Genomic DNA, 21221 nt, shown 5'->3' on the forward strand with positions numbered 1-21221 from the left:
GTTCTATAAGCGCTGACAAAATAAAAACACTTGCCCCTTTTGCCAAACGGGTATTTTTGTTTCGGCTACAAAATGAATTCTACTGCCCCTACGGTCGAAAGGAAAAATCATGCCGTCTTATGAACTGCTGATCACCTTTTTCATAACGACTGTTGTGTTTGCCTATATTCCGGGGCCCGCCATGCTTTATGCGGCGGCTCAAACCATGGCGCGGGGACGTGCCTCTGGCCTGATGTCGGTTCTCGGTATTCATGTCGGTTGTTATGTGCACATCATCGCCGCCGCTGCCGGCATGTCCGTGCTGTTTCAAGCTGTTCCCTGGCTTTATATGGTCGTCAAACTTTGCGGCGCTGCCTATCTGATCTGGCTTGGTTTTTCGATGCTGCGCACCAAGGTTGCTGGTGGCGAGGTCAATCTGGCGATTGCGCCGAAATCAGCCAAGCGCGCCTTTTTCGACAGCATTATCGTGGATGTGCTGAACCCGAAGACGGCTCTGTTCTTCCTGGCGTTTCTGCCACAGTTCGTGGATCCTGCGGCTGCCTTTCCTGTATGGCTACAGTTCCTGATCCTCGGCTTTCTGGTCAATGTCATTTTTTCGTCTGCCGATCTGGTCTGCGTGCTTTTGGCGGGTGCAATGTGGGCAGGTTGCAGCGTTCTGGTTCCATGCAGCGGCTTGCTCAACGTGCCGCCGGCACGGTGCTGATGGGACTTGGTGTGCATCTGGCCTTGCAAAGAAGCTGATTTGAATTTGCATTTTTGCAGATAAGATAAGGCACCGCTCCAGCGGCTACTTGCAATTACACATACGAAAATGCTTGCTAAACCACGCAAGCCATGGTTTGACCGCGCAAAAAGCCGGAATGTTTTCGGCAAAACCTTTTCAGGAAACCTCCCATGTCCAACCCACACCTTCTGATCGTCGAAGCCCGTTTTTACGACGATATGGCCGATGCGCTTCTCGAAGGCGCGAAGTTCGCACTCGATGAAGCCGGTGCGACCTACGATATCATCACCGTTCCAGGCGCACTCGAAATCCCCGCGGCAATTGCCATGGCGCTGGATGGTGCAGACAATGACGGCACTGAATATGACGGGTTCGTTGCCCTTGGTATGGTGATCCGTGGTGAAACCTACCACTTCGATATCGTTTCCAACGAATCTTCGCGCGCGCTGATGGATCTTGCTGTCAGTGAATCGCTGCCAATCGGCAACGGCATCATGACCGTCGAGAACGAAGAGCAGGCTTGGGCACGCGTGCGTCGCTCGGACAAGGACAAGGGCGGTTTTGCTGCCCGTGCAGCCCTGACCATGATCGAACTTAAAAAGAAACTGGGTGGCTGAGGCATGTCGAATACTGAAAACAGCTCCGAGCCACGTCAGCCATCCAGCAAGCCTGTGAACCAGCGTGGCGCTGCGCGCCTTGCTGCCGTTCAGGCGCTGTACCAGATGGATGTCGGTGGCACAGGCGTGATGGAAGTTGTTGCCGAATATGAGGCACATCGTCTTGGTCAGGAAGTTGACGGCGACACCTATCTCAAGGCTGACCCATCGTGGTTCCGCTCTATCGTATCGGGCGTTGTGCGTGATCAGACCAAGATCGACCCGCTGGTTCGCTCTGCGCTGCAGGAAGACTGGCCGCTGTCGCGCCTCGACGCAACTGTCCGCGCCATTTTGCGTGCAGGCACGTTCGAAGTGCTGGAGCGCAAGGATGTTCCAACGGCGGTTATCGTTACCGAATATGTCGAGATCGCCCGCGCGTTCTTCGAGCATGATGAGCCAAAGCTGGTGAATGCGGTATTAGACCGCATCGCCAAACAGGTACGCGGCGAGACAAAGCGTAGCTGATGATGTGAATTGGGGTGAAAGACATGAGTGGCGCAGTTGTTCCGGGGCTTGAAAATCAACTCAGCCAGGCAAAGCGCAATGTCTTTCTCCTCACTCTGGCGCAAGCCATTCTTGCGTCCGCACCGCCGATTGTCTTTTCGGTTGGTGCATTGGCAGGCTACCAGTTGCTGGGTGCCGACAAATCTCTGGCAACGGCACCACTGACCGGCTTTAACGTCGGCGTCGCATTTGGTGCCATTGCCGTGGCCATGGCCTCGCGTTTCCTTGGTCGCAAAGCCAGCTTCATGCTTGGTGCCTTGCTCTGCTCGATCGGTGGCGGTATCGCCGCGCTTGGGCTTTTCCGCATTGATTTCTGGCTGTTTGTCACCGGTTTCCTGCTGATTGGTCTGGCTGGCGGCTTTACCCAGAAAATCCGTTTTGCTGCGGCAGATGCATCGCCATCCTTCTACAAGCCGCGCGCCATTTCCTGGATTCTTGCCGGCGGTATCATCTCGGCAGTGCTTGGGCCGCAAATTGCCATCTTCACCAAGGACATGTTCTTCCCAGTGCTGTTTGCCGGTGCTTTCATCGCCATCATCCCGCTTGGGCTTGTGGCGGTGGCGATCTTTGCATTCCTTGATCTGCCGGAAGTCAATACGAAGCAGGCGACGGATGAGCCGGCCCGTCCTCTGATGGACATCGTGGCGACGCCACGTTTTGCAACCGGCATGATCTGCGGCATCGGCTCCTACGCGTTGATGACATTTATGATGACCGGTGCACCGCTCGCCATGGTGATCGGCTGCGGTTTTCCCTCGGAAATGGCGACGCTAGGCATCCAGTGGCATGTGCTGGCAATGTTTGCGCCGAGCTTCTTTACCGGCATTCTGATTGCCCGCTACGGTGCAGAAACAATTGTCGCTGCCGGTCTGGTCATCCTGATGGCCTGCGGTGTAGTTGCCCATATGGGCATCGAACTGTGGAATTTCTGGGGTGCGCTCATTCTGCTTGGCGTCGGCTGGAACTTCGGATTTATCGGCGCGACAGCCATCGTCACCTCCAGTTACCGCCCGCATGAAGCGGACAAGGTGCAGGGTTTCCACGATATCATCCTGTTCAGCACCGTTGCACTGGCATCCTTTGCCTCCGGTCAGGTGTTTACCGCCTGGGGCTGGAATGTCATGAACCTGATGATCTGGCCGATAGCAGGCCTCTGCCTCATTATGGTTTTGTTTCTCATAGTGAAAAACCGTAAAACCGTAGCCGCCCAAGGCTAAACAATAACCCTCACTGTGCTTCATTTTAGCAGAATCGACCTAACGTAAGGTATGGGGCTTGACGCGAAGCCATCCGGCAACGCAATCTTGACGAAGACGGCTTTTGTCCTTGGGAGGGGGCGAGGAAGCCAATGGGAAATCGCCTGTAAAGCGATTATACCCCGCTCATCGGTCGAGCGGGCAAGGGACTGTACTGCATAACTCCTTAAATCGTACCCGATTTAAGGCAAAGATTATGCAGCAATTTAAAATGTTAAAGCGTCCTTTGTGCGTTTTATAAAACGCATAGCGCTTTAAGACAGATCTTTTGTTCTTCGCAGAAGGGCCAGCAGGTCTGTTGCCATACATGAAACGCAATTCCTTTCGGAAAACCGTTCAGAACTTTTCCGGGAATCGCTCGAAGCCACGTTGAAACGGGTCATGCCCGCCAGGCGTGTTTTCTCTTGGTTTTGTCGCATGTCTTGTTCCCAAAACCCTTTGCCACTTTCGGGAGACATGCTCTAGGGGAGGTAAGTGTGAATGACTGTAATTCCCGTTGTAATAGCATGCGGACTGCTTTCTATCATTTATGCGATCTGGGCCACCAGAAGCGTTCTCGCTGCCGATCAGGGCACGGAGCGCATGCGCGAAATTGCCGGTTACATTAGAGAGGGTGCCCAGGCCTATTTGGCACGGCAGTACCTGACGATCTTCATCGTCGGCCTTATCGTGGCGGTTCTCACATGGCTGCTTCTGTCCACCGCGGCGGCCATTGGTTTTATCATTGGTGCCGTTCTTTCAGGCGTTGCAGGCTTCATCGGCATGCATGTATCGGTTCGCGCCAATGTGCGCACCGCACAGGCTGCCTCGCATAGCCTTTCTGCCGGTTTGGATATTGCTTTCAAATCCGGTGCAATAACGGGAATGCTGGTTGCTGGCCTCGCACTGCTGGGTGTGTCGCTCTATTATTTCATTCTCACTGCGGGCCTTGGCCATGAAAGTGGCTCGCGTGAGGTCATCGATGCGCTGGTCGCGCTCGGTTTCGGCGCTTCGCTGATTTCGATCTTCGCACGTCTCGGCGGTGGTATCTTCACCAAGGGCGCAGACGTTGGCGGCGACCTCGTCGGTAAAGTGGAAGCGGGTATCCCGGAAGATGATCCCCGCAATCCGGCAACCATTGCCGATAACGTCGGTGACAATGTCGGGGACTGCGCCGGCATGGCGGCCGACCTGTTTGAAACCTATGCTGTATCCGTCGTGGCAACCATGGTGCTCGCCGCGATTTTCTTCGCCGGGACGCCCGTCCTGTCTGACGTCATGGTCTATCCTCTGGCGATTTGTGCGGTATGTATCGTAACCTCGATTGCCGGTACCTTTTTCGTCAAACTTGGCTCAAACAACTCCATTATGGGTGCGCTCTATAAGGGCCTGATTGCAACGGGTGTCCTGTCAATCGGCGGCCTTGCCCTTGCCACCTCCATGACCATCGGCTGGGGCTCCATTGGCACCGTTGCAGGTATGGATATCACCGGTACCAACCTGTTTATCTGCGGGTTGATTGGTCTCGTCGTCACCGCGTTGATCGTGGTGATTACCGAATATTATACCGGTACCAACAAGCGCCCGGTCAACTCCATTGCCCAGGCCTCGGTAACCGGCCACGGCACCAACGTTATCCAGGGTCTGGCTGTTTCGCTCGAATCAACTGCGCTGCCAGCCATCGTCATCGTTGGCGGCATTATCGGTACCTACCAGTTCGCTGGTCTTTTCGGCACGGGCATTGCGGTAACCGCCATGCTTGGCCTTGCCGGCATGATTGTCGCGTTGGATGCATTTGGTCCCGTTACCGACAATGCCGGTGGCATTGCCGAAATGGCGGGCCTTGACCCAGAGGTCAGAAAAGCCACCGACGCGCTGGATGCAGTAGGCAACACCACCAAGGCCGTGACCAAGGGGTACGCGATCGGTTCCGCCGGTCTCGGCGCTCTGGTGTTGTTTGCCGCCTATTCGAACGATCTGGCCTATTTCGCAAGCAATGGTGACAAGTACCCTTACTTCGCCGATGTCGGTGAGATTTCCTTCAGCCTTGCTAACCCCTATGTCGTGGCAGGCCTGCTCTTCGGTGGTCTCATTCCATATCTGTTCGGCGGTATCGCCATGACGGCGGTTGGCCGCGCAGCTGGTGCAATTGTGGAAGAGGTCCGTCGCCAGTTCCGCGAAAAGCCCGGTATCATGGCAGGCACCGAAAAGCCCGATTACGGCAGGGCGGTCGATCTGCTGACCAAGGCCGCAATTCGTGAAATGATCGTTCCGTCGCTTCTGCCTGTGCTGGCACCAGTGGTGGTCTATTTCGGCGTGCTGCTGCTGTCCGGTTCCAAGGCATCAGCATTCGCGGCCCTGGGTGCCTCGCTGCTGGGAGTGATCATCAACGGTCTGTTCGTGGCCATTTCCATGACGTCGGGTGGCGGTGCATGGGACAATGCCAAGAAGAGCTTTGAAGATGGTTTCGTCGATAAGGATGGCCAACGCCATATGAAGGGCTCCGATGCGCACAAGGCATCTGTGACCGGCGATACGGTAGGCGATCCCTACAAGGATACGGCCGGCCCGGCAGTCAACCCGGCCATTAAGATCACCAACATCGTTGCGCTGTTGCTCTTGGCCGTTCTCGCAGCCTGATACGCTAAGTGCCAAAACCAAAAAGCCCGCGGACATCTCCGCGGGCTTTTTCTTTGGATGGTTCGAAAACTCTTAGAAGCCGAGTGGATCGCTGCCGCCACCAAGCAGGTTGCGGGCTGCGTTCGCGCCGCTGGCGCCACCGGTAAGAAGCTGCTGCAAGAAGGTGAGGTCGCGGCCACCGGTCGGTGTCGTACGCGAGATCGTGTCGAATACCTTGCCATCCTGCATGGTGTAGTTGGCCTTTTTGTCGACCACGCCATCCTTGCTGAAATAGATCGCCAGAATGTTCTGCTCCACCAGCTTCGGCTTCATGAAGGCGGCTTTGCGCTCACGCTTCTGGGAAATGTAATAAAACACTTCGTTGTCGAAGGTCGCAGTTGTCGAAGGGGTGCCCATGGTCAGCAAGACCTGTTCACGGCTGGAACCAACCGGAATCAGCTGCAACGATTGCTCATCGACCACGTAACCATTGTGGAAAATGTCCGTTGTGCTGGAGCAAGCCGAAAGCAGGCTGGACGCGATGACGATGGCAATAGCAGTTTTGCCGAGAAATTTGACCCTCTTGGTGGATTCCTGGTTGCTCAACGATGTTTCCCCGACTGCAATCATAAGGCACCTTCCGGCATAGCATGCTGCACAGCTTCTGTGCACACGATTATGTCTTTCCGGGGACAACCGCCCACGGATGTAGCGATATTTACATACTATTACGGGAACTCATTCCGGGAAACATATGCTGACATGTGTTTCACACCGAGACTGAACGTGACCGCAACGGCATTGCAATTCGCGACTGCTTCGGTAAACCAGCTTTCATAATCATGCAACAAGGGCAACGGGATCAAGGCGATTTACTTCGCTCATATCCGGGAAAATTCATGATCTTCCGACTGTTCAAAAAGAAAAACAGCAACCAAGCCATTGTCGACCGGCAATATGCGGCCTTGACCTCCGCCGCACGCCAGCCAGGTTTTTATCTGCATATGGGCGTGCCGGACACCGTCATGGGCCGTTTCGAGATGTTGTCGGCGGTCATGATCCTTTATTTCCGTCGCACCCGCACGTCGGACACCAGCGGCCAGGAAATCGCCCAGGAAATTGTCGATGCGTTTTTTCAGGATCTGGATCATTCTATCCGGGAACTGGGCATTGGCGATCAGGGCGTGCCAAAACGCATGAAGAAGCTTGCCGGCATGTTTTACGGACGTCTGGAATCCTATGCAGCGGCTCTCGATGGGGATGATGCGCAGGCACTTGCGGCGGCCCTCAAGCGCAATATATATCCGCAGGCAGATGCCGACACTCCTGACATGGAGATGCTTGCACAGTGGATGATTATGGCTTCGGCATCGCTTGTCGATCAGTCCGAAGAAATTGTGGCGACCGGCACTGTTACCCTGCCGTCTCCTGCCGAATTGAGGTTCTCATGAGCGACTACAGACCTGACAACGACGACGCGCCATTTTCCTACCCGGTCAAGGTTGGCCATATTTCTGCCAATCCGGTCAGGATTGCTCTGGAGGCGGACAAGGATGAGCTGAAGGCGCTTGCCAAGTCGTGGAACGTATTGTCTGTGGCGGCGCTGAAGGCCGAATTGCAGGTTTCTCGCTGGAAGAAGGACGGAATAAAAATATTCGGTTCTGTTCAGGCGACCATCACACAGGCTTGCATTGTTACGCTGGAGCCGATCACCAGCCGCATTGATGAACAGGTCGAGCAGATCTTCGTTCCCGAAGGTTCCAAACTGGCCCGGATCATCACCAATGACGAAGGTGAAATGGTTCTGGACCCGGATGGACCTGACATTCCCGAGCAATTTACCGGTGATACGGTGGATGCAGGCGAGGTCGTGGCCGAGTTTGTTGCGCTTGCAATCGATCCCTATCCCCGCAAGGAGGGTGCAGAGTTTGCCGGTTTCGGTGAGAAGGAAACGCAGGAAGAGCGCAAACCTTCGCCATTTGCCGTGTTGAAAGACTGGAAAAAGGACTAGGTGAGCCGCCACGTGAAAGAAATTGGTTGTAACGGAAGGCGGAAACGGTATTTTCCCCGGCAATCCCGCCGCAGCGGCGGCCAGAAGGATCAGTGACGAGTGATCAGAATTTCAATTGACGTCATGGGTGGTGATTTCGGCCCTGATGTTGCCATTCCAGGTGCCGCAAAAGCACTGGAGCGGCACAATGACGTGACATTCATATTGTATGGCCAGAAGGAACGGTGCGAACCGATTTTGGCGCAATATCCCAAACTGCGCGAGCGGTCTGTTTTCCATCATTGCGAAGTTTCCGTCGCTATGGATGAGAAGCCAAGTCAGGCCTTGCGGCGCGGACGTTACGTCTCCAGCATGTGGCAGTCCATTGAAGCGGTGAAGGCAGGCGAGGCGGATGTTGTCGTTTCTGCCGGCAATACCGGTGCACTGATGGCCATGGCGAAATTCTGCCTGCGGACCATGGCGCGTATTGAGCGGCCTGCGATTGCTGGCATCTGGCCAACCCTGAAAGGCGAAAGCATCGTTCTGGACGTTGGTGCGACGATTGGTGCGGATTCGCAGCAGTTGCTCGATTTTGCCCTGATGGGCGGCGCCATGGCGCGCGCGCTGTTTGATATTGACCGTCCGACCGTTGGTCTTCTCAATGTTGGCGTTGAAGAGGTCAAAGGTCAGGACGAGGTACGCGAAGCAGGACGCCTTATTCGCGAAGCAGACCTCGGTACGATCGATTATCGTGGTTTCGTTGAAGGCAATGACATCGGCAAGGGTACCGTCGACGTGGTGGTGACCGAAGGTTTCACCGGCAATATTGCTCTGAAAACCGCTGAGGGAACCGCACGACAGATTTCGACATTGTTGAAGGAAGCGATTTCGCGCAGCTTCATCGCCAAGATTGGCTATGTGTTGGCAAAGAGCGCTTTTGATGTGCTGCGTGAGAAGATGGATCCGCGCAAGGTCAATGGCGGCGTGTTTCTTGGCCTGAACGGCATTGTCATTAAAAGCCACGGGAGTACCGACGCTCTCGGTTTCGCGTCTGCTATCGATGTCGGTTATGACATGGTTCATAACGGACTGAATGCGAAGATAGAAAACGATCTCAAGATTTACCACGCGAGACGCTTGCCGCCACCTGGCCCCGAAGCGACCGTGGATGATGAGGAATAATAAGATGATCCGTTCAATCGTTCGCGGTTTCGGGGCGGCACTTCCAAAACGTGTCATGACCAACCAGGAAATCGAAGGCGTTGTCGAAACCACCGATGAGTGGATCGTGCAGCGCACCGGTATCCGCCAGCGCTACATTGCAGGCGAGGGTGAAACCACCGCATCGCTAGGTGAAGCAGCTGCCCGTGCAGCACTTGCCAATGCCGGCATTGAAGCCGACCAGATCGACATGATCATCGTGGCGACCTCTACGCCCGACAACACGTTTCCGGCCACCGCCGTCAACATCCAGAACCGCCTGGGCATATCAGGCGGTTTTGCCTTTGACGTGCAGGCTGTCTGTTCCGGCTTCGTGTATGCGATGACCACGGCGGATGCCTATATCCGCGGCGGCATGGCAAAGCGCGTTCTGGTGATCGGCGCGGAAACCTTCTCGCGTATTCTCGACTGGAAAGACCGCACCACCTGCGTTCTGTTCGGCGATGGCGCCGGTGCCGTTGTGCTGGAAGCAGGCGAGGGCGAGGGTAAAACCTCCGATCGCGGCATTCTTGCGTCGCAGCTTCGCTCCGACGGCACACACAAGGACAAGCTCTATGTGGATGGCGGCCCGTCTTCGACAGGCACAGTCGGCCATCTGCGCATGGAAGGCCGTGAAGTCTTTAAGCACGCCGTTGGCATGATTACTGACGTTATCGAGGCTGCATTCGATGCCACTGGCACGACGGCTGACGATCTCGACTGGCTGGTGCCACACCAGGCCAACAAGCGCATTATCGACGGATCCGCCAAGAAGTTGGGTATTCCGCTGGAGAAGGTGGTCATCACCGTCGACCAGCACGGCAACACCTCTGCGGCGTCCATTCCGCTGGCACTTGCCGTTGCTGCCGGTGACGGTCGCATCAAGAAGGGCGACCTCGTCATGCTCGAAGCCATGGGTGGCGGTTTCACCTGGGGCGCGGTATTGCTGCGCTGGTAAGATGCTTGCAAGGCGTTGTATTTTCTTCGCCTTGCAATTATACCCTTAGACGTCGTTTCGAAGAGATAAAACAGATTCAAAAACAACCGCTTGACCGGTCGTCTTTAGAGAAATAATCTCTGGCGGCTTCATTGAGACCATATAAATTTTTGTGCGGGGAAAAATGGCCGGGAAGACAGTTACGCGTGCAGATCTTGCAGAGTCGGTTTTTCGAAAGGTCGGGTTATCCCGTACGGAATCCGCAGAGCTGGTCGAAACGGTTATCGATGAAATTTGTAATGCGATCACCCGCGGGGAAGTCGTAAAACTTTCGTCCTTCGCCACGTTCCAGATCCGCGAAAAGAACGAACGTATCGGTCGCAATCCAAAGACCGGTGAAGAAGTTCCGATCTCTCCCCGTCGCGTGATGACTTTCAAGGCGTCCAACGTTTTGAAGCAGCGCATTCTCAAGGCACATGCCTCCAGAAAAGCAAAACAGAAGCCGCAAAATCCCGGTAACTGAACATTTTTGTGACGACATAAATGGGAGCTTGGCTCCCATTGCGCGTTCTTATTGTGAAAACGCATGAATTATGCGCTTCAAGCCATTGAAATAAGTACGACTCACATCATAATCCCACACATGTTTTCAACATGCTGCTCTATTGCTGATTCTGTTGTCGGCAATCTGTGAGCGTGGCTCAGGCATTCGCCATTCTGTTGAGCGTTGTGAGCCCTGTATATGCCGTTTGGGCGGTTTGGATGGAGTGAAGTTTGGACAAGAGCCCTGACGCCTTTAGGACCATTAGTGAGGTGGCTGACGACCTTGATCTGCCGCAGCACGTTTTGCGTTTCTGGGAGACACGGTTTCCACAAATCAAGCCAATGAAACGCGGCGGTGGCCGCCGTTATTATCGGCCTGATGATGTGGACCTGCTCAAGGGCATCCGCCATCTGCTGTATGATCATGGCTACACCATCAAGGGTGTGCAGAAGCTTCTGAAAGCCAACGGCAACCGTTTTGTTGCTGCCATCGCTTCCGGCGATATGGCGACGATGGAAGCTATCATGGCGGCAAGCGGCGAGAAGGAAACGGCCGAACCGCGCGTTGCACATCCTGACGATGATGAAGTTGTCGGCCGTCCCAAGGCAAAGCCAAGTGGCCGTTTTTTTGGCTTTGGCGGTGGTTCGTCCAACAGCGATACGCCGGAAATCTCCATCGGTAAGTCCAGCATCACCAAGGATGACCAGGCGCTGCTGCAAGAGGCGCTTTTTGACCTGTTGGAATGCAAGCGCCTGCTGGATCAGGTTCGCTGACACCAGTTTTCATTCTGTTCTCAACAGAAAAAAGCATCTGAAATCAACAACTCGGTTGGCATAATGCCATTTGCCAACCTTTTGGAAACCCCTTTTGCCAGACAATACGAATCGGACAAAAAGGGGTGTTTCGCGTGAGCAGCACAAAAAGCAGAACCCGCCGTAAACCGGCAAAAAAGCAATCCGGACAGAGCCTGTGGCCTTTGCTTGGCGTATGCGCGCTCGTTGTGGGCGGTATCCAAGTTTACGAACATCGTGACAATCTTCTGCCGTCGTCAACACGCACGACAAAGGCCACCAGCAACCAGACAGCCGCTGCGCCGAAAAAAGACGTGTCATCTTTCAAGACGGCGGCTATTCCGCCAAAGCCGGTGAGACCGGAAAGCTTAGGTACCAAGGTACAGAAGCAGGCCGCCAATGATGGACCAGTGCCACCGCGCGCCGTTCCCATGCCGGTTGCCCTTAACGCGACCGTGCCGGCATCTAGGCCAACCGAGGTCAAGTCTGAAGACAGCAAGGACATCCAGAAATCCGCAAAGGCATCCTTCGCATTTTGTGGCATGTCAGGTCTCAACAACTGTGTGGCCAGCGGCGATACATTCTGGTTGAAGGGCACCAAGGTGCGAATCGCTGGTATCGTTGTGCCGCAGACTGACAATGCCCGCTGCCTGAATGAACGCCAGAAGGGTTTTGCTGCCAAGGTAAGGTTGCGCGATATGCTGAACCACGGCGCCTTCGATGTTGCCCCTGGGGCAGCAGATGGCAAGGTTATCAGCCGTTCCGGCGCCTCCTTCGGAGAGCAGCTGATCCGGGAAGGGCTGGCACTACCGGCCAATACAAAAAATCAGTCATGGTGCTGATAAGCAGGAGTTGACCAGAATGCGTGTGGCTGTGTAGATGAAGCCGCAAGCAGACGTGGCGAAATCGGTATACGCAGCAGACTTAAAATCTGCCGACCTCGGTCTTGCGGGTTCAAGTCCCGCCGTCTGCACCAATGACCGCCAGATGCCGGTCGCAACTTCCCAGTTTATTTTAATATTCGCTCAAAGCCGTCGTTTGGCGAATGTCCCTGTCAGTTCTTCCAGAAAATCGGCATCATGATCACCAGCACTGTCAGGATTTCCAGACGGCCCATCAGCATCATGGCTGACAGCACGTAAAGGGCAGGGTCGGTGATGGTTGAGAAGTTGCCAACCGGTCCGATGATCGGGCCGATACCGGGGCCGACATTGGCGAGTGATGTGGCAACGGCAGAGGTTGCCGTCAGGAAGTCATAGCCCATGGCGCTGAGCGCCAGGCTGCCACTGATCCACAAGGCAATGAAGCAGCTGAGGAACAGGAACACGGTGCGAATGGTTTCAGGGTCAACCACCTGATCGCCATATCGCACCGAATAGACCGCATTGGGGTAGATCAGCTTTTTCAGGCCGGTCTTGGCAACGTTAAAGATGATGACGAATCGATAGGCCTTGATGCCACCAGCCGTCGAGCCGGAGCAGCCACCCATGAAGGTGGCAAAGAATGCCACAACCACCACAAACGGTCCCCACAGCGTGTAGTCGTCGCTGGCGAAACCGCCCGTGGAGAGGATCGAGGTTACGTTGAAGAAGGAGTGGCTGAGCGCCGAATCCAGCGGAACACCGTTGCGCAGGTGGTGATAAACGCCAACCGCGATGGAAATGACCGTGAGGTAACCGAGAAATACCGCAATCTGCGGATCGCGCACAATGTTCAGGCGTCGTTTGACGGCCAGCAAAATCATGATCGAGAAGGGCAGGCTGCCGAGAACCAGAAAGATGGTGGCGATCCACAACAGCGCGATACTGTCGAAATAGGCAAAGGACGCATCATGTGTCGAGAAGCCGCCTGTTGCCACTGTCGACATGGCGTGGTTTAGCGCATCGAAATGGCTCATGCCGGCCATGTCATAGGCAATCGTGCAGGTCAGCGTCATCAGCATATAGATGCCGACAAACGCCCGCGTAAAATGCGCGAGGCGCGCAAAGGGCCGATCATTGCCCGTATCCGATGATTCCATACGAAAGAAGGTCATGCCGCCGACCCGCAACAGCGGCAGGATGAACAGCCCCAGCGCCACGATACCGATACCACCGAGCCAGCAGAGCAGCGAACGCCACATCAAAATGCCCTGTGGTGCTGTGTCCAGACCGGAAATGACGGTGGAGCCGGTGGTGGTGATGGCAGAAACGGATTCAAAAACCGCCTGAGCAAAGGTCAGGTCCAGTTCGGAGAGATAAAAAGGGATCGCACCGACCAGGGAGAAAACCAACCACAACACGTTAACCAGCAGAAAGCCGAAACGTTTGTTGAATTGTGGTGTCTGTCCACGGGTTGCCAGCGCGCAGGCGAGGAAGAAGCCGCCGCACATGAAGCCGGACAGGGCAAACACCGACCAGTCGTTATTTTTATAATAGAGATCCGCCATGGCAGGAATGAACATGGCAGTGGCCATGTAAAGCCCGAAAATGGACGCGACATACATCACCGAGCGCAGCAGATTTGTATTCAAATAAGTCGCCTCGGTTGGTTGTTTTGCAAAGAGTCTTTGTCTCTGACGTTCGCATATGGCATAGCGGGTGCCATCGTGAATTTCAATGGAACGATAATCGTGGATAAGAAGCATGTCGAGGAAGCACGGCAGGCGGTAAGGGCACTATTTCCTGAAACGCCGCTGCAACTGAATGAATATCTCAGCAATCGCTACGGCGCCCGAATTTGGCTGAAGCGTGAAGACCTGACGCCTGTTCGCTCCTACAAGATTAGAGGCGCGTTCAACTTTCTGCGCAAGGCCATGCAGAATGATGACGCGGGGAACAACAAGATATTCGTTTGCGCTTCCGCGGGTAACCACGCGCAAGGCTTTGCTTTTGCTTGCCGCCATTTCGGCGTTCAGGGCGTGGTGTTCATGCCGGTTACAACACCGCAACAGAAAATCGACAAGACCCGCGCCTTTGGTGGCGAGTTCATCACCATCCGTCTGATCGGCGATATCTTTGACCAGTGTTATGCGGCCGCCCGTGAGCATGTCGAAGTTATCGGTGGCTGCATGGTGCCGCCCTTTGACCATGAAGACATCATCGAAGGGCAGGCGACTGTTGCTGATGAAATCCTTCAGCAGTTGCCTGAGGGCACAGTGCCGGATTTGGTTGTGCTGCCGGTTGGCGGCGGCGGCCTTGCTGCCGGCATCACCGGTTATTTCGCCGACCTGATTCCGCAGAGCGGCTTCCTGTTTACCGAGCCGGAAGGTGCGCCAAGCCTCAAGAAAAGCCTTGAGGCCGGCCAGCCGATTACGCTCAACAAGGTCGACAACTTTGTGGATGGTGCAGCCGTTGCCCGTATCGGCGACCTCAACTTCGAAGCATTGAAGCATTTTCCATCCGAACAGGTTCACCTGATGCCGGAAAACGCCATCTGCGTCACCATTTCCGAAATGTTGAACGTCGAAGGTGTGGTTCTCGAACCAGCCGGCGCGCTCTCCATTACGGCGCTGGAAACGCTGGGTCGTGAAAAGCTGGAAGGCAAGACAGTGGTTGCTGTCGTGTCCGGTGGCAACTTTGACTTCGAGCGCCTGCCTGACGTTAAGGAACGCGCCATGCGCTATCGTGGTGTGAAGAAGTATTTCATTCTTCGCCTGCCACAGCGCCCGGGTGCCCTGCGCGACTTCCTGGATTTGCTGGGACCGGACGACGACGTTGCCCGTTTCGAATACCTCAAGAAGTCGGCGCGTAACTTCGGTTCGATCCTGATTGGTATCGAAACCAGTTCGCGCGAAAACTTCACTGGCCTGCTAGAGCGCTTTGAGAAAGCGGGCCTAGGCTATGAGGATATTACTGAAAACGATATACTCGCGAACCTGATTATCTGACGAAACATCTGTGCAGGCGACGAAGTCTCGCCGTCTGCACAATTGCTGCGAAAGTGAAAGACATATGGCTGGCTTCTTCTCGAAACTCTTTTCGGCGTTTGGTTCGGGCAATTCGGATGCTGCAGCACCCGCTGCATCTGCTGCTGAACCGGAAATCTATGGCGACTTCGCCATCTACCCGACTCCGTTGAAGGAAGGCGCACAGTTTCGCCTTGCAGGCCGTATCGAGAAAACCGTCAATGGTGAAGTTTTGAGCCACAAATTCGTGCGCGCCGATGTTTTCACATCGCTTGATGATGCCAACGAATTTACCATTCGCAAGGCCAAGGTAATTATCGACCAGAGCGGTGCCACGCTGTTTTCAAACAACTAGGCGTCTCAAAGCGTAAATGCCCTCAAATTCCATCTTAATAATCCGTTTGCCATCCTGCGTTAGGCTGCGCGGGCGCGATGTTTGCGTAACACGAACTGGCTGAACAGTTCTCAGGATGGCTGGCGATGGAATTCATTAATCTGGCGCTTTTCCTCGTCGAGGCCGTTTTTTATTTTTCCGTCATGACTTGCTTCCTGCATTTTCGCAACAAGCTGGGGCTTGGGGTGTTTTTGACAGCGCTTGGCGTCATGCACTTCATGGAAACCTATCTGGCAGCGGTGTTTTACATCCAGCTGCCGTTTGGCGTGGCATCTCCAGGGTCCTCCATCCTGTTTGCCGGCAAGCTGATGATGATCCTCATGCTGTACATGAAGGAAGATGCAGCCATTGTCCGTCAGCCGATCTATGGCCTGTTTCTCGGTAACCTGCTGACCGTTGCCATCGCCCAGCTCGTAAAATTCCATCATGTTTCCACACTGACACCGGGTCAGCCGATCAACACCGGTTTTCTCGATGAAATGGGCATCCTGATGGTGTGGGGAACAGCATTCCTCTACCTCGATTCCATTGGCATCATTCTGCTGTACGAAAAGCTTGGTACCTTTCTACGCCGTCGCATCGTGTTGCGCTTTGCTATCTGTGGTGCCGTTATCCTGACCTTCGATCAGGCCGGTTTTTACGCAGGTTTATACTATCTCTATGATGCACCTGCTCAGGTGTTCTTTGACGGATGGCAGGCCAAGCTGCTGGCAGTCGGCCTCTATACGATGATGTTTGCCGTCTATCAGAATGTCACGACCACAAGGGCCTTTTCCAGCAACAACCGCAATGTCGGCGACGTGTTCAACGACCTGACCTTTCGCGAACGGTATGAAGATCTTCTATCGCGGTCCGGCGTGGATGTGCTGACAGGTGTGCCCGACCGGGCCCGAATGGAAGCGGAAATTCCAAAGGCGCTGGATGCCAGCCTTCGCGACGATACCCCTGCCAGCCTGTTGATCATCGATATCGACCGGTTCAAATCGATCAATGACAGCTTTGGTCACCTGAAAGGCGACGAGGTGTTGAAGGCCGTCGCCGCCGTTTTGTCACGCAAGACGGAGGCATTCGGCCGGCTGTACCGGTTTGGCGGGGAGGAGTTCGTTATCTTTCTGCCATCGACCAATCACGACAAAGCCATGGCCTTTGCCCGTTCCGTCCAAAGCAGTTTTTATGAAGGGGTCAGGCGCCCCGATGGCACGTTGCTGACACTCAGTATTGGTGTTGCAACCTCGCAGGAAGATGGCTTGAGTTTCAACACGCTGCTCGCCCAGGCGGATGTACGTCTCTATGAGGCAAAAAATAACGGCCGCGATCAGGTTCGCGGCCGTTATGAAGTCTTTCAGGACTGAATATCTTTCAAAAAGAAAGATTTGGAGCGCTCTGCTGAATCAATCAGGCAAGCAAGCGCTCACAAAATTATCAGGCAGCCTTTGCCAACTCTTCAACCTTTGCCTGAGCAGAGGAGAGTGCCTTTTCAACGGCTTCAGGGCCGAAAGCCAGGCCTTCAACGTAAACAACTTCCACGTCGGTCATGCCCATGAAGCCGAGAACAGTCTTCAAGTAAGGAACAGCGTGGTTCATGGAAACGGCTGGGCCTTCGGAGTAAACGCCTGCAGCAGCGAGAACGACATAGACCTTCTTGCCAGTTGCCAGGCCCACAGGGCCGCTTTCTGTGTAACGGAAGGTCTGGCCAGCACGTGCAACGTTGTCGATCCAGGACTTCAGGCCGGAATAGATGTTGAAGTTGATGAGGCCGGTACCGATAACGACGGTGTCAGCAGCCAACAGTTCTGCAACCAGCTTGTCGGAGAAATCGGCAGCAACAGCCTCTTCTTGCGAACGGGCTTCGGCAGGCTTGCGGATAGCGCTGGTGGTAACGGTGTCGAGGTGCGGGATTGGCTCGGCAGCCAGGTCGCGGCGCACGATGTTGCTGCCGGACTGAGCCTTCAGCTTTTCAGCCAGGTCTGTCGCAACCTTGTTGGAAACGGAATCTTCGCCACGTGGGCTCGATGTGATCAGCAGAATATTAGACATGTCATTTCCTTCGAATAAGCCTTGGGAGGTCAGAGCGGGCAGGGAGAACCGTTCTGTTTGAGCCATATATTGTTGAATGGAGCCATCGAAAAAACTGTGATAATATAGAACTGAATTATCGATGAAATGGATAAGACATGGACGCCAATCCAACACTCGACCAATTGCAGGTGTTTTTGACGGTGGCAGAAACCGGAAGCTTTTCAGCAGCTTCGCGTGCCTTGAACCGCGCCCAATCGGTTATCAGCTACACCATTGCCAATCTTGAAGCGCAACTGGAGGTCAACCTGTTCGAACGCAACGGTGTTCGTCAGCCAAAACTGACAGATGCGGGCAAGGCGATGATCGAGGACGCCCGGCGTATCGTATCCGACCTTCAGGTCATGCGGGCCCGCGCCAAAGGCTTGCGTCAGGGCTTGGAGGCCGAAGTTTCGGTTGCCATCAGCACCATGGTACCGAATCGTGCTGTTGTCGAAGTCCTGCGCGAGTTCCGGGATGAATACCCTTCCGTTTCGCTGCGGCTCAATGTCGGCGAACTGGGAATGGTCACCGACATGGTGGCTAGCGGGCAGGCGACGATCGGCCTTGGCGGCGCGGCCATCAAACCGCAGGACGATATCTTCTCGGAAAAGGTCGGCCATTCCTTCATGTTGCCGGTGGCAGCGCCGAACCACCCGCTTGTGTTGCTGGGCCGTCCACTGACCTTGGCGGATGTACGCGACGAGGTGCAGTTGGTGGTCACTGATGCGTCGGGCCTGACGGGTAGCCGCCAGTTCAATGTGCTGTCCTACAAGATATGGCGTGTCAGCGACATTGCCACCAAACACAACCTCATTCTTGGTGGTCTGGGCTGGGGTGGCTTGCCGGCCTCCGTTTTGCAGGATGATCTGGCCGCCGGTCGTTTGGTCCACCTGCAGCTTGAAGCCTATGAACAGGGCGAGTACCCGCTTTATGCCATGCGCAAGGTCTCGACCCCTCTGGGTCCTGCCTCAAGCTGGATGGTGGAAGCGTTCCGCCAGCGGCTTGGCATGTGCCTCAACCATCAGGATTTCACCAAGATGATCAGCCGCACAAAACCGACAGTAAGGGTGGTGGCTGCCGAATAGGCGCTACCCCTAGGGCAAGGCGTTTCCTCGGGAAACCGCGCAAATAAAAAAAGGCAGAGCAACATCAATTGCTCTGCCTTTTTTGTTTTATGCATACGCCTTAATCAGAGGATCAGGCGGAACTTCGCAAAACCTTCGGCGCCGTCTCCGGCTTCCTCGATCTTTGCGCCTTTCACGTGGTCGGCATACTGACGGCCCCTAGGGCCGGTTTCGAACGTTGCGGTGGTGTTGGCAACAGGCGCAAACGACCAGTTTGCATCAGCCTCAGGGTTGATTGTTCCCTGGTCAACGATGTAACGCACGATCACATCGCGGTTGGTATCCGGTGCCTCGAAGATGATCTTGTCAGTGGCGATGTCAGGGAACTTGCCGCCACCGCTGGCGCGGTAGTTGTTGGTCGCAACCACGAATTTCTGCTCGGGATCGATTGGCTTTCCGTTGAACTGCAGGTTGACGATACGATTGCTTTCAGGCGTTACCGTCTTGCCATCCTTGTCGTATTTCGCGGGTTTCGAGACATCGATCTGATAGGTCACGCCGTCAATAACGTCGTAATTATAGGACGGGAATTCCGGGTTGAGCAGCGGAGCGTCCTTGGAGCCCACTTCAACCGTGTTGAACATGCCCGCAGACATTTCCAGCCAGTTCTTGACCTGCGCACCGGTAATCAGGACGGCCTGCACCGTATTAGGATAGAGGTAGAGATCGGCCACATTTTTGATGGCGATATCGCCCGCTGCGACATCCGTATAATATTCTGCACCACCACGACCACCAGCCTTGAACGGCGCGGCTGCGGAAAGAACCGGATAATCCTTGTATTCCGTCTCTTTCAGCATGTCTTTGATGTACCAGGTCTGCGCATTGGAAACGATCTGCACAGATGGATCATCCGCAACCAGTGCGAAATAGGAGTAGAGCGGAGCAGAGGTCTTGCCAACCGGACGGCGCACATAATCAAGTGTCGCTTCATGGTCGGCCTTTACGGCATCCAGAACCGCCTGTTTGCTTTCGACATCCGCAACGATCTTGCGCTTGTCATCGCGATGGTAGATCGGGCGTGCTTCCGTTGTGAAGTCGACGATCTTCCACGCCTTGCCGTCTTTTTCGAGCAGCAGGTCGATAAGGCCCAAATGTGAACCCCAGAAGCCGCCCATGACGGTTGGCTTGCCCATCAGCGTTCCCTTGACGGGATCAACGCCTTCAATACCGTCCCAGGTCTTGGGGCCGGGGAATACCAGATGCTGGTGACCGGTGAAGATGGCATCAATGCCTTCAACGCCAGCCAGATAGAGCGACGCATTTTCCATGCGCTCGGTCTGGCCCTTACCGTCAATGCCGGAGTGCGACAGCGCGATGATGATGTCGGCGCCTTCTTCCTTCATGGCAGGAACCCAGGCCTTGGCAGCTTCCACAATGTCGCGGGTCTGCGCCTTGCCTTCAAGGTTCTTGGCATCCCACTGCATGATCTGCGGTGGAACGAAACCGATAATGCCAATCTTGATCGGGCTTTCCTTGCCAGCGCCGTCCTTGATCTTTTTTTCAAGAATGACATAGGGCTTGAAGAACAGATCATCCTGCTTCGGATCGCTGGCCAGCTGACCTTTGGTCACGTTGGCGCAGACATAAGGGAAGTTCGCACCCGCCAGTGTGTTGGACATATAGTCCAGGCCATAGTTGAACTCATGATTGCCCAGCGTGCCACAATCGTAACCCAGAACATTCATGGCGTTGATGACAGGGTGCTTGTCGCCCGCCTTCATACCACGCTCATAGGCGATAAAGTCGCCAAGCGGGTTACCCTGCAGAAAGTCACCATTGTCGACCAGCATGGAGTTGCCAGCTTCGGCACGGATCGAATCCATGATCGTGGCCGTACGTGCAAGGCCCATCGTGTCATTCGGCTTGTCGGCATAATAGTCATACGGGAACACATGCACGTGAATATCCGTGGTTTCCATTATGCGCAGATGAGCCTGATTGCCCTGCGCACGCGCTGCAAACGGGTGCAGCATGACGAGCGCGGAGGAGGCAGCTATACCTCCCAGTAGCGACCTCCGTGTGATGGGATGAAGCGCGAACAGCGACGAAGACATGGGAACTCCTTGATATGATCTTGGGCTGACCTGAAACCAGCCTAAGGCCATTCTCAGATGAGTGCATCAGGAAAATGACGAAACGTCTTTTTCCCGAAATTTTTAAATGTGCATAATGTCTTTGTGCATTTAGCGGGCGAGGGTCGGCTTGACCTCCTGATGGAAGAACCGGAAATAAGAGGAAACCTGTGCCAGCGTGTTGGTGGACATTTTCAATTGAACACCCAGCCGGTTCATGTGATGCCACTGTACTTCACCCTCGATGAAACCCAGATCGTCACTCTGGATTTTCACCCGGCTGCCTTTGGATGCCGTAAATGGCCCCTGCAATTCAATGGCGATACCCGTTGCCGACAGGTCGACGACGCGTCCGGCAACGGATTGGTTGAAATAATGCACCGTGGCATAGATGCGGGTTTGCTCGCGCTTTGCACTGCGCGTCTGCATCGTCATATTACCTGTCATAGTGTCTACCCGACCCAGTTTAAGCTACGGGTATCAT

At 54.8% G+C, this 21221-nt stretch carries 20 protein-coding genes, 1 tRNA gene and 1 pseudogene; 17 read left to right on the forward strand and 5 right to left on the reverse strand.

Features of this window, described 5'->3' with window-relative positions:
* Positions 1–109: 109 nt before the first annotated feature.
* The 5 genes and pseudogenes from IB237_RS05125 (at position 110) to IB237_RS05145 (ending at position 5759) form a co-directional block, all read left to right on the forward strand.
* Positions 110–741, forward strand: a pseudogene (locus IB237_RS05125) (LysE family translocator).
* A 153-nt stretch (positions 742–894) separates the two neighbouring features.
* Positions 895–1341, forward strand: coding sequence for a 6,7-dimethyl-8-ribityllumazine synthase (gene ribH, locus IB237_RS05130; RefSeq protein ID WP_192487490.1), 447 nt, complete (start codon positions 895–897; stop codon positions 1339–1341).
* Between the two features lie 3 nt (positions 1342–1344).
* A complete protein-coding gene (gene nusB, locus IB237_RS05135; protein ID WP_192487491.1) occupies positions 1345–1845 on the forward strand; it encodes a transcription antitermination factor NusB in 501 nt (166 codons plus the stop codon).
* Positions 1846–1868: 23 nt separating this feature from the next.
* Positions 1869–3101 (forward strand): MFS transporter, encoded by a 1233-nt coding sequence (locus IB237_RS05140; RefSeq protein WP_192487492.1) that lies wholly within the window; start codon positions 1869–1871, stop codon positions 3099–3101.
* Between the two features lie 519 nt (positions 3102–3620).
* Positions 3621–5759 (forward strand): sodium-translocating pyrophosphatase, encoded by a 2139-nt coding sequence (locus IB237_RS05145; protein ID WP_192487493.1) that lies wholly within the window; start codon positions 3621–3623, stop codon positions 5757–5759.
* A gap of 72 nt (positions 5760–5831) precedes the next feature.
* On the opposite strand, the gene IB237_RS05150 is transcribed toward IB237_RS05145, so the two are convergent.
* Positions 5832–6368, reverse strand: coding sequence for an outer membrane protein assembly factor BamE (locus tag IB237_RS05150; RefSeq protein WP_192487494.1), 537 nt, complete (start codon positions 6366–6368; stop codon positions 5832–5834).
* A 212-nt stretch (positions 6369–6580) separates the two neighbouring features.
* Between IB237_RS05150 and IB237_RS05155 the strand changes: the two genes are divergently transcribed.
* From IB237_RS05155 to IB237_RS05190, 8 genes are all read left to right on the forward strand, one after another.
* Complete coding sequence (locus tag IB237_RS05155; protein WP_192487495.1) at positions 6581–7189, forward strand: ubiquinol-cytochrome C chaperone family protein; 609 nt, start codon at positions 6581–6583, stop codon at positions 7187–7189.
* Positions 7186–7749, forward strand: coding sequence for a DUF177 domain-containing protein (locus IB237_RS05160; RefSeq protein ID WP_192487496.1), 564 nt, complete (start codon positions 7186–7188; stop codon positions 7747–7749). Before IB237_RS05155 ends, IB237_RS05160 begins: the two co-directional genes overlap by 4 nt.
* Positions 7750–7848: 99 nt before the next feature.
* On the forward strand, positions 7849–8910 hold the full coding sequence (plsX, locus tag IB237_RS05165) for a phosphate acyltransferase PlsX (RefSeq protein ID WP_192487497.1): 1062 nt from the start codon (positions 7849–7851) through the stop codon (positions 8908–8910).
* A gap of 4 nt (positions 8911–8914) precedes the next feature.
* Positions 8915–9886, forward strand: coding sequence for a beta-ketoacyl-ACP synthase III (locus IB237_RS05170; protein WP_192487498.1), 972 nt, complete (start codon positions 8915–8917; stop codon positions 9884–9886).
* A gap of 163 nt (positions 9887–10049) precedes the next feature.
* Positions 10050–10388, forward strand: coding sequence for an integration host factor subunit alpha (locus IB237_RS05175; protein WP_192487499.1), 339 nt, complete (start codon positions 10050–10052; stop codon positions 10386–10388).
* Positions 10389–10639: 251 nt separating this feature from the next.
* Entirely contained in the window at positions 10640–11182 is a 543-nt protein-coding gene (locus IB237_RS05180; protein ID WP_192487500.1) for a MerR family transcriptional regulator, read from the forward strand.
* 134 nt (positions 11183–11316) lie between these two features.
* The gene (locus IB237_RS05185) at positions 11317–12042 is read left to right on the forward strand and encodes a nuclease (protein WP_192487501.1); all 726 of its coding nucleotides are present in this window, start codon (positions 11317–11319) and stop codon (positions 12040–12042) included.
* Positions 12043–12091: 49 nt separating this feature from the next.
* Positions 12092–12176 (forward strand) — tRNA-Leu (locus IB237_RS05190).
* Between the two features lie 78 nt (positions 12177–12254).
* Here IB237_RS05190 and IB237_RS05195 read toward each other — a convergent pair.
* Complete coding sequence (locus IB237_RS05195) at positions 12255–13712, reverse strand: TrkH family potassium uptake protein (RefSeq protein ID WP_192487502.1); 1458 nt, start codon at positions 13710–13712, stop codon at positions 12255–12257.
* 75 nt (positions 13713–13787) lie between these two features.
* Here IB237_RS05195 and ilvA point away from each other — a divergent pair, with 75 nt between their 5' ends.
* The 3 genes from ilvA to IB237_RS05210 all read left to right on the forward strand — a co-directional run bounded on the left by ilvA (position 13788) and on the right by IB237_RS05210 (position 16832).
* On the forward strand, positions 13788–15068 hold the full coding sequence (gene ilvA / locus IB237_RS05200) for a threonine ammonia-lyase (RefSeq protein ID WP_371815235.1): 1281 nt from the start codon (positions 13788–13790) through the stop codon (positions 15066–15068).
* Positions 15069–15132: 64 nt separating this feature from the next.
* Positions 15133–15441 (forward strand): HlyU family transcriptional regulator, encoded by a 309-nt coding sequence (locus tag IB237_RS05205; RefSeq protein WP_192487504.1) that lies wholly within the window; start codon positions 15133–15135, stop codon positions 15439–15441.
* A 125-nt stretch (positions 15442–15566) separates the two neighbouring features.
* A complete protein-coding gene (locus IB237_RS05210; RefSeq protein ID WP_192487505.1) occupies positions 15567–16832 on the forward strand; it encodes a GGDEF domain-containing protein in 1266 nt (421 codons plus the stop codon).
* A gap of 70 nt (positions 16833–16902) precedes the next feature.
* On the opposite strand, the gene IB237_RS05215 is transcribed toward IB237_RS05210, so the two are convergent.
* Positions 16903–17517 carry an FMN-dependent NADH-azoreductase gene (locus IB237_RS05215; protein WP_192487506.1) on the reverse strand — a complete coding sequence of 205 codons (615 nt, stop codon included), beginning with the start codon at positions 17515–17517 and terminating at the stop codon, positions 16903–16905.
* A 137-nt stretch (positions 17518–17654) separates the two neighbouring features.
* On the opposite strand from IB237_RS05215, the gene IB237_RS05220 reads away from it, so the two are divergent.
* On the forward strand, positions 17655–18623 hold the full coding sequence (locus IB237_RS05220; protein ID WP_192487507.1) for a LysR family transcriptional regulator: 969 nt from the start codon (positions 17655–17657) through the stop codon (positions 18621–18623).
* A 104-nt stretch (positions 18624–18727) separates the two neighbouring features.
* Here the strand turns inward: IB237_RS05220 and IB237_RS05225 are convergent, their stop codons facing one another.
* The gene (locus tag IB237_RS05225; protein ID WP_192487508.1) at positions 18728–20719 is read right to left on the reverse strand and encodes a bifunctional 2',3'-cyclic-nucleotide 2'-phosphodiesterase/3'-nucleotidase; all 1992 of its coding nucleotides are present in this window, start codon (positions 20717–20719) and stop codon (positions 18728–18730) included.
* 129 nt (positions 20720–20848) lie between these two features.
* Entirely contained in the window at positions 20849–21184 is a 336-nt protein-coding gene (locus IB237_RS05230; protein WP_192487509.1) for a PilZ domain-containing protein, read from the reverse strand.
* Positions 21185–21221 lie beyond the last annotated feature (37 nt).

The sequence above is a fragment of the Agrobacterium sp. AGB01 genome, assembly GCF_014851585.1.
Taxonomy (GTDB): domain Bacteria; phylum Pseudomonadota; class Alphaproteobacteria; order Rhizobiales; family Rhizobiaceae; genus Agrobacterium.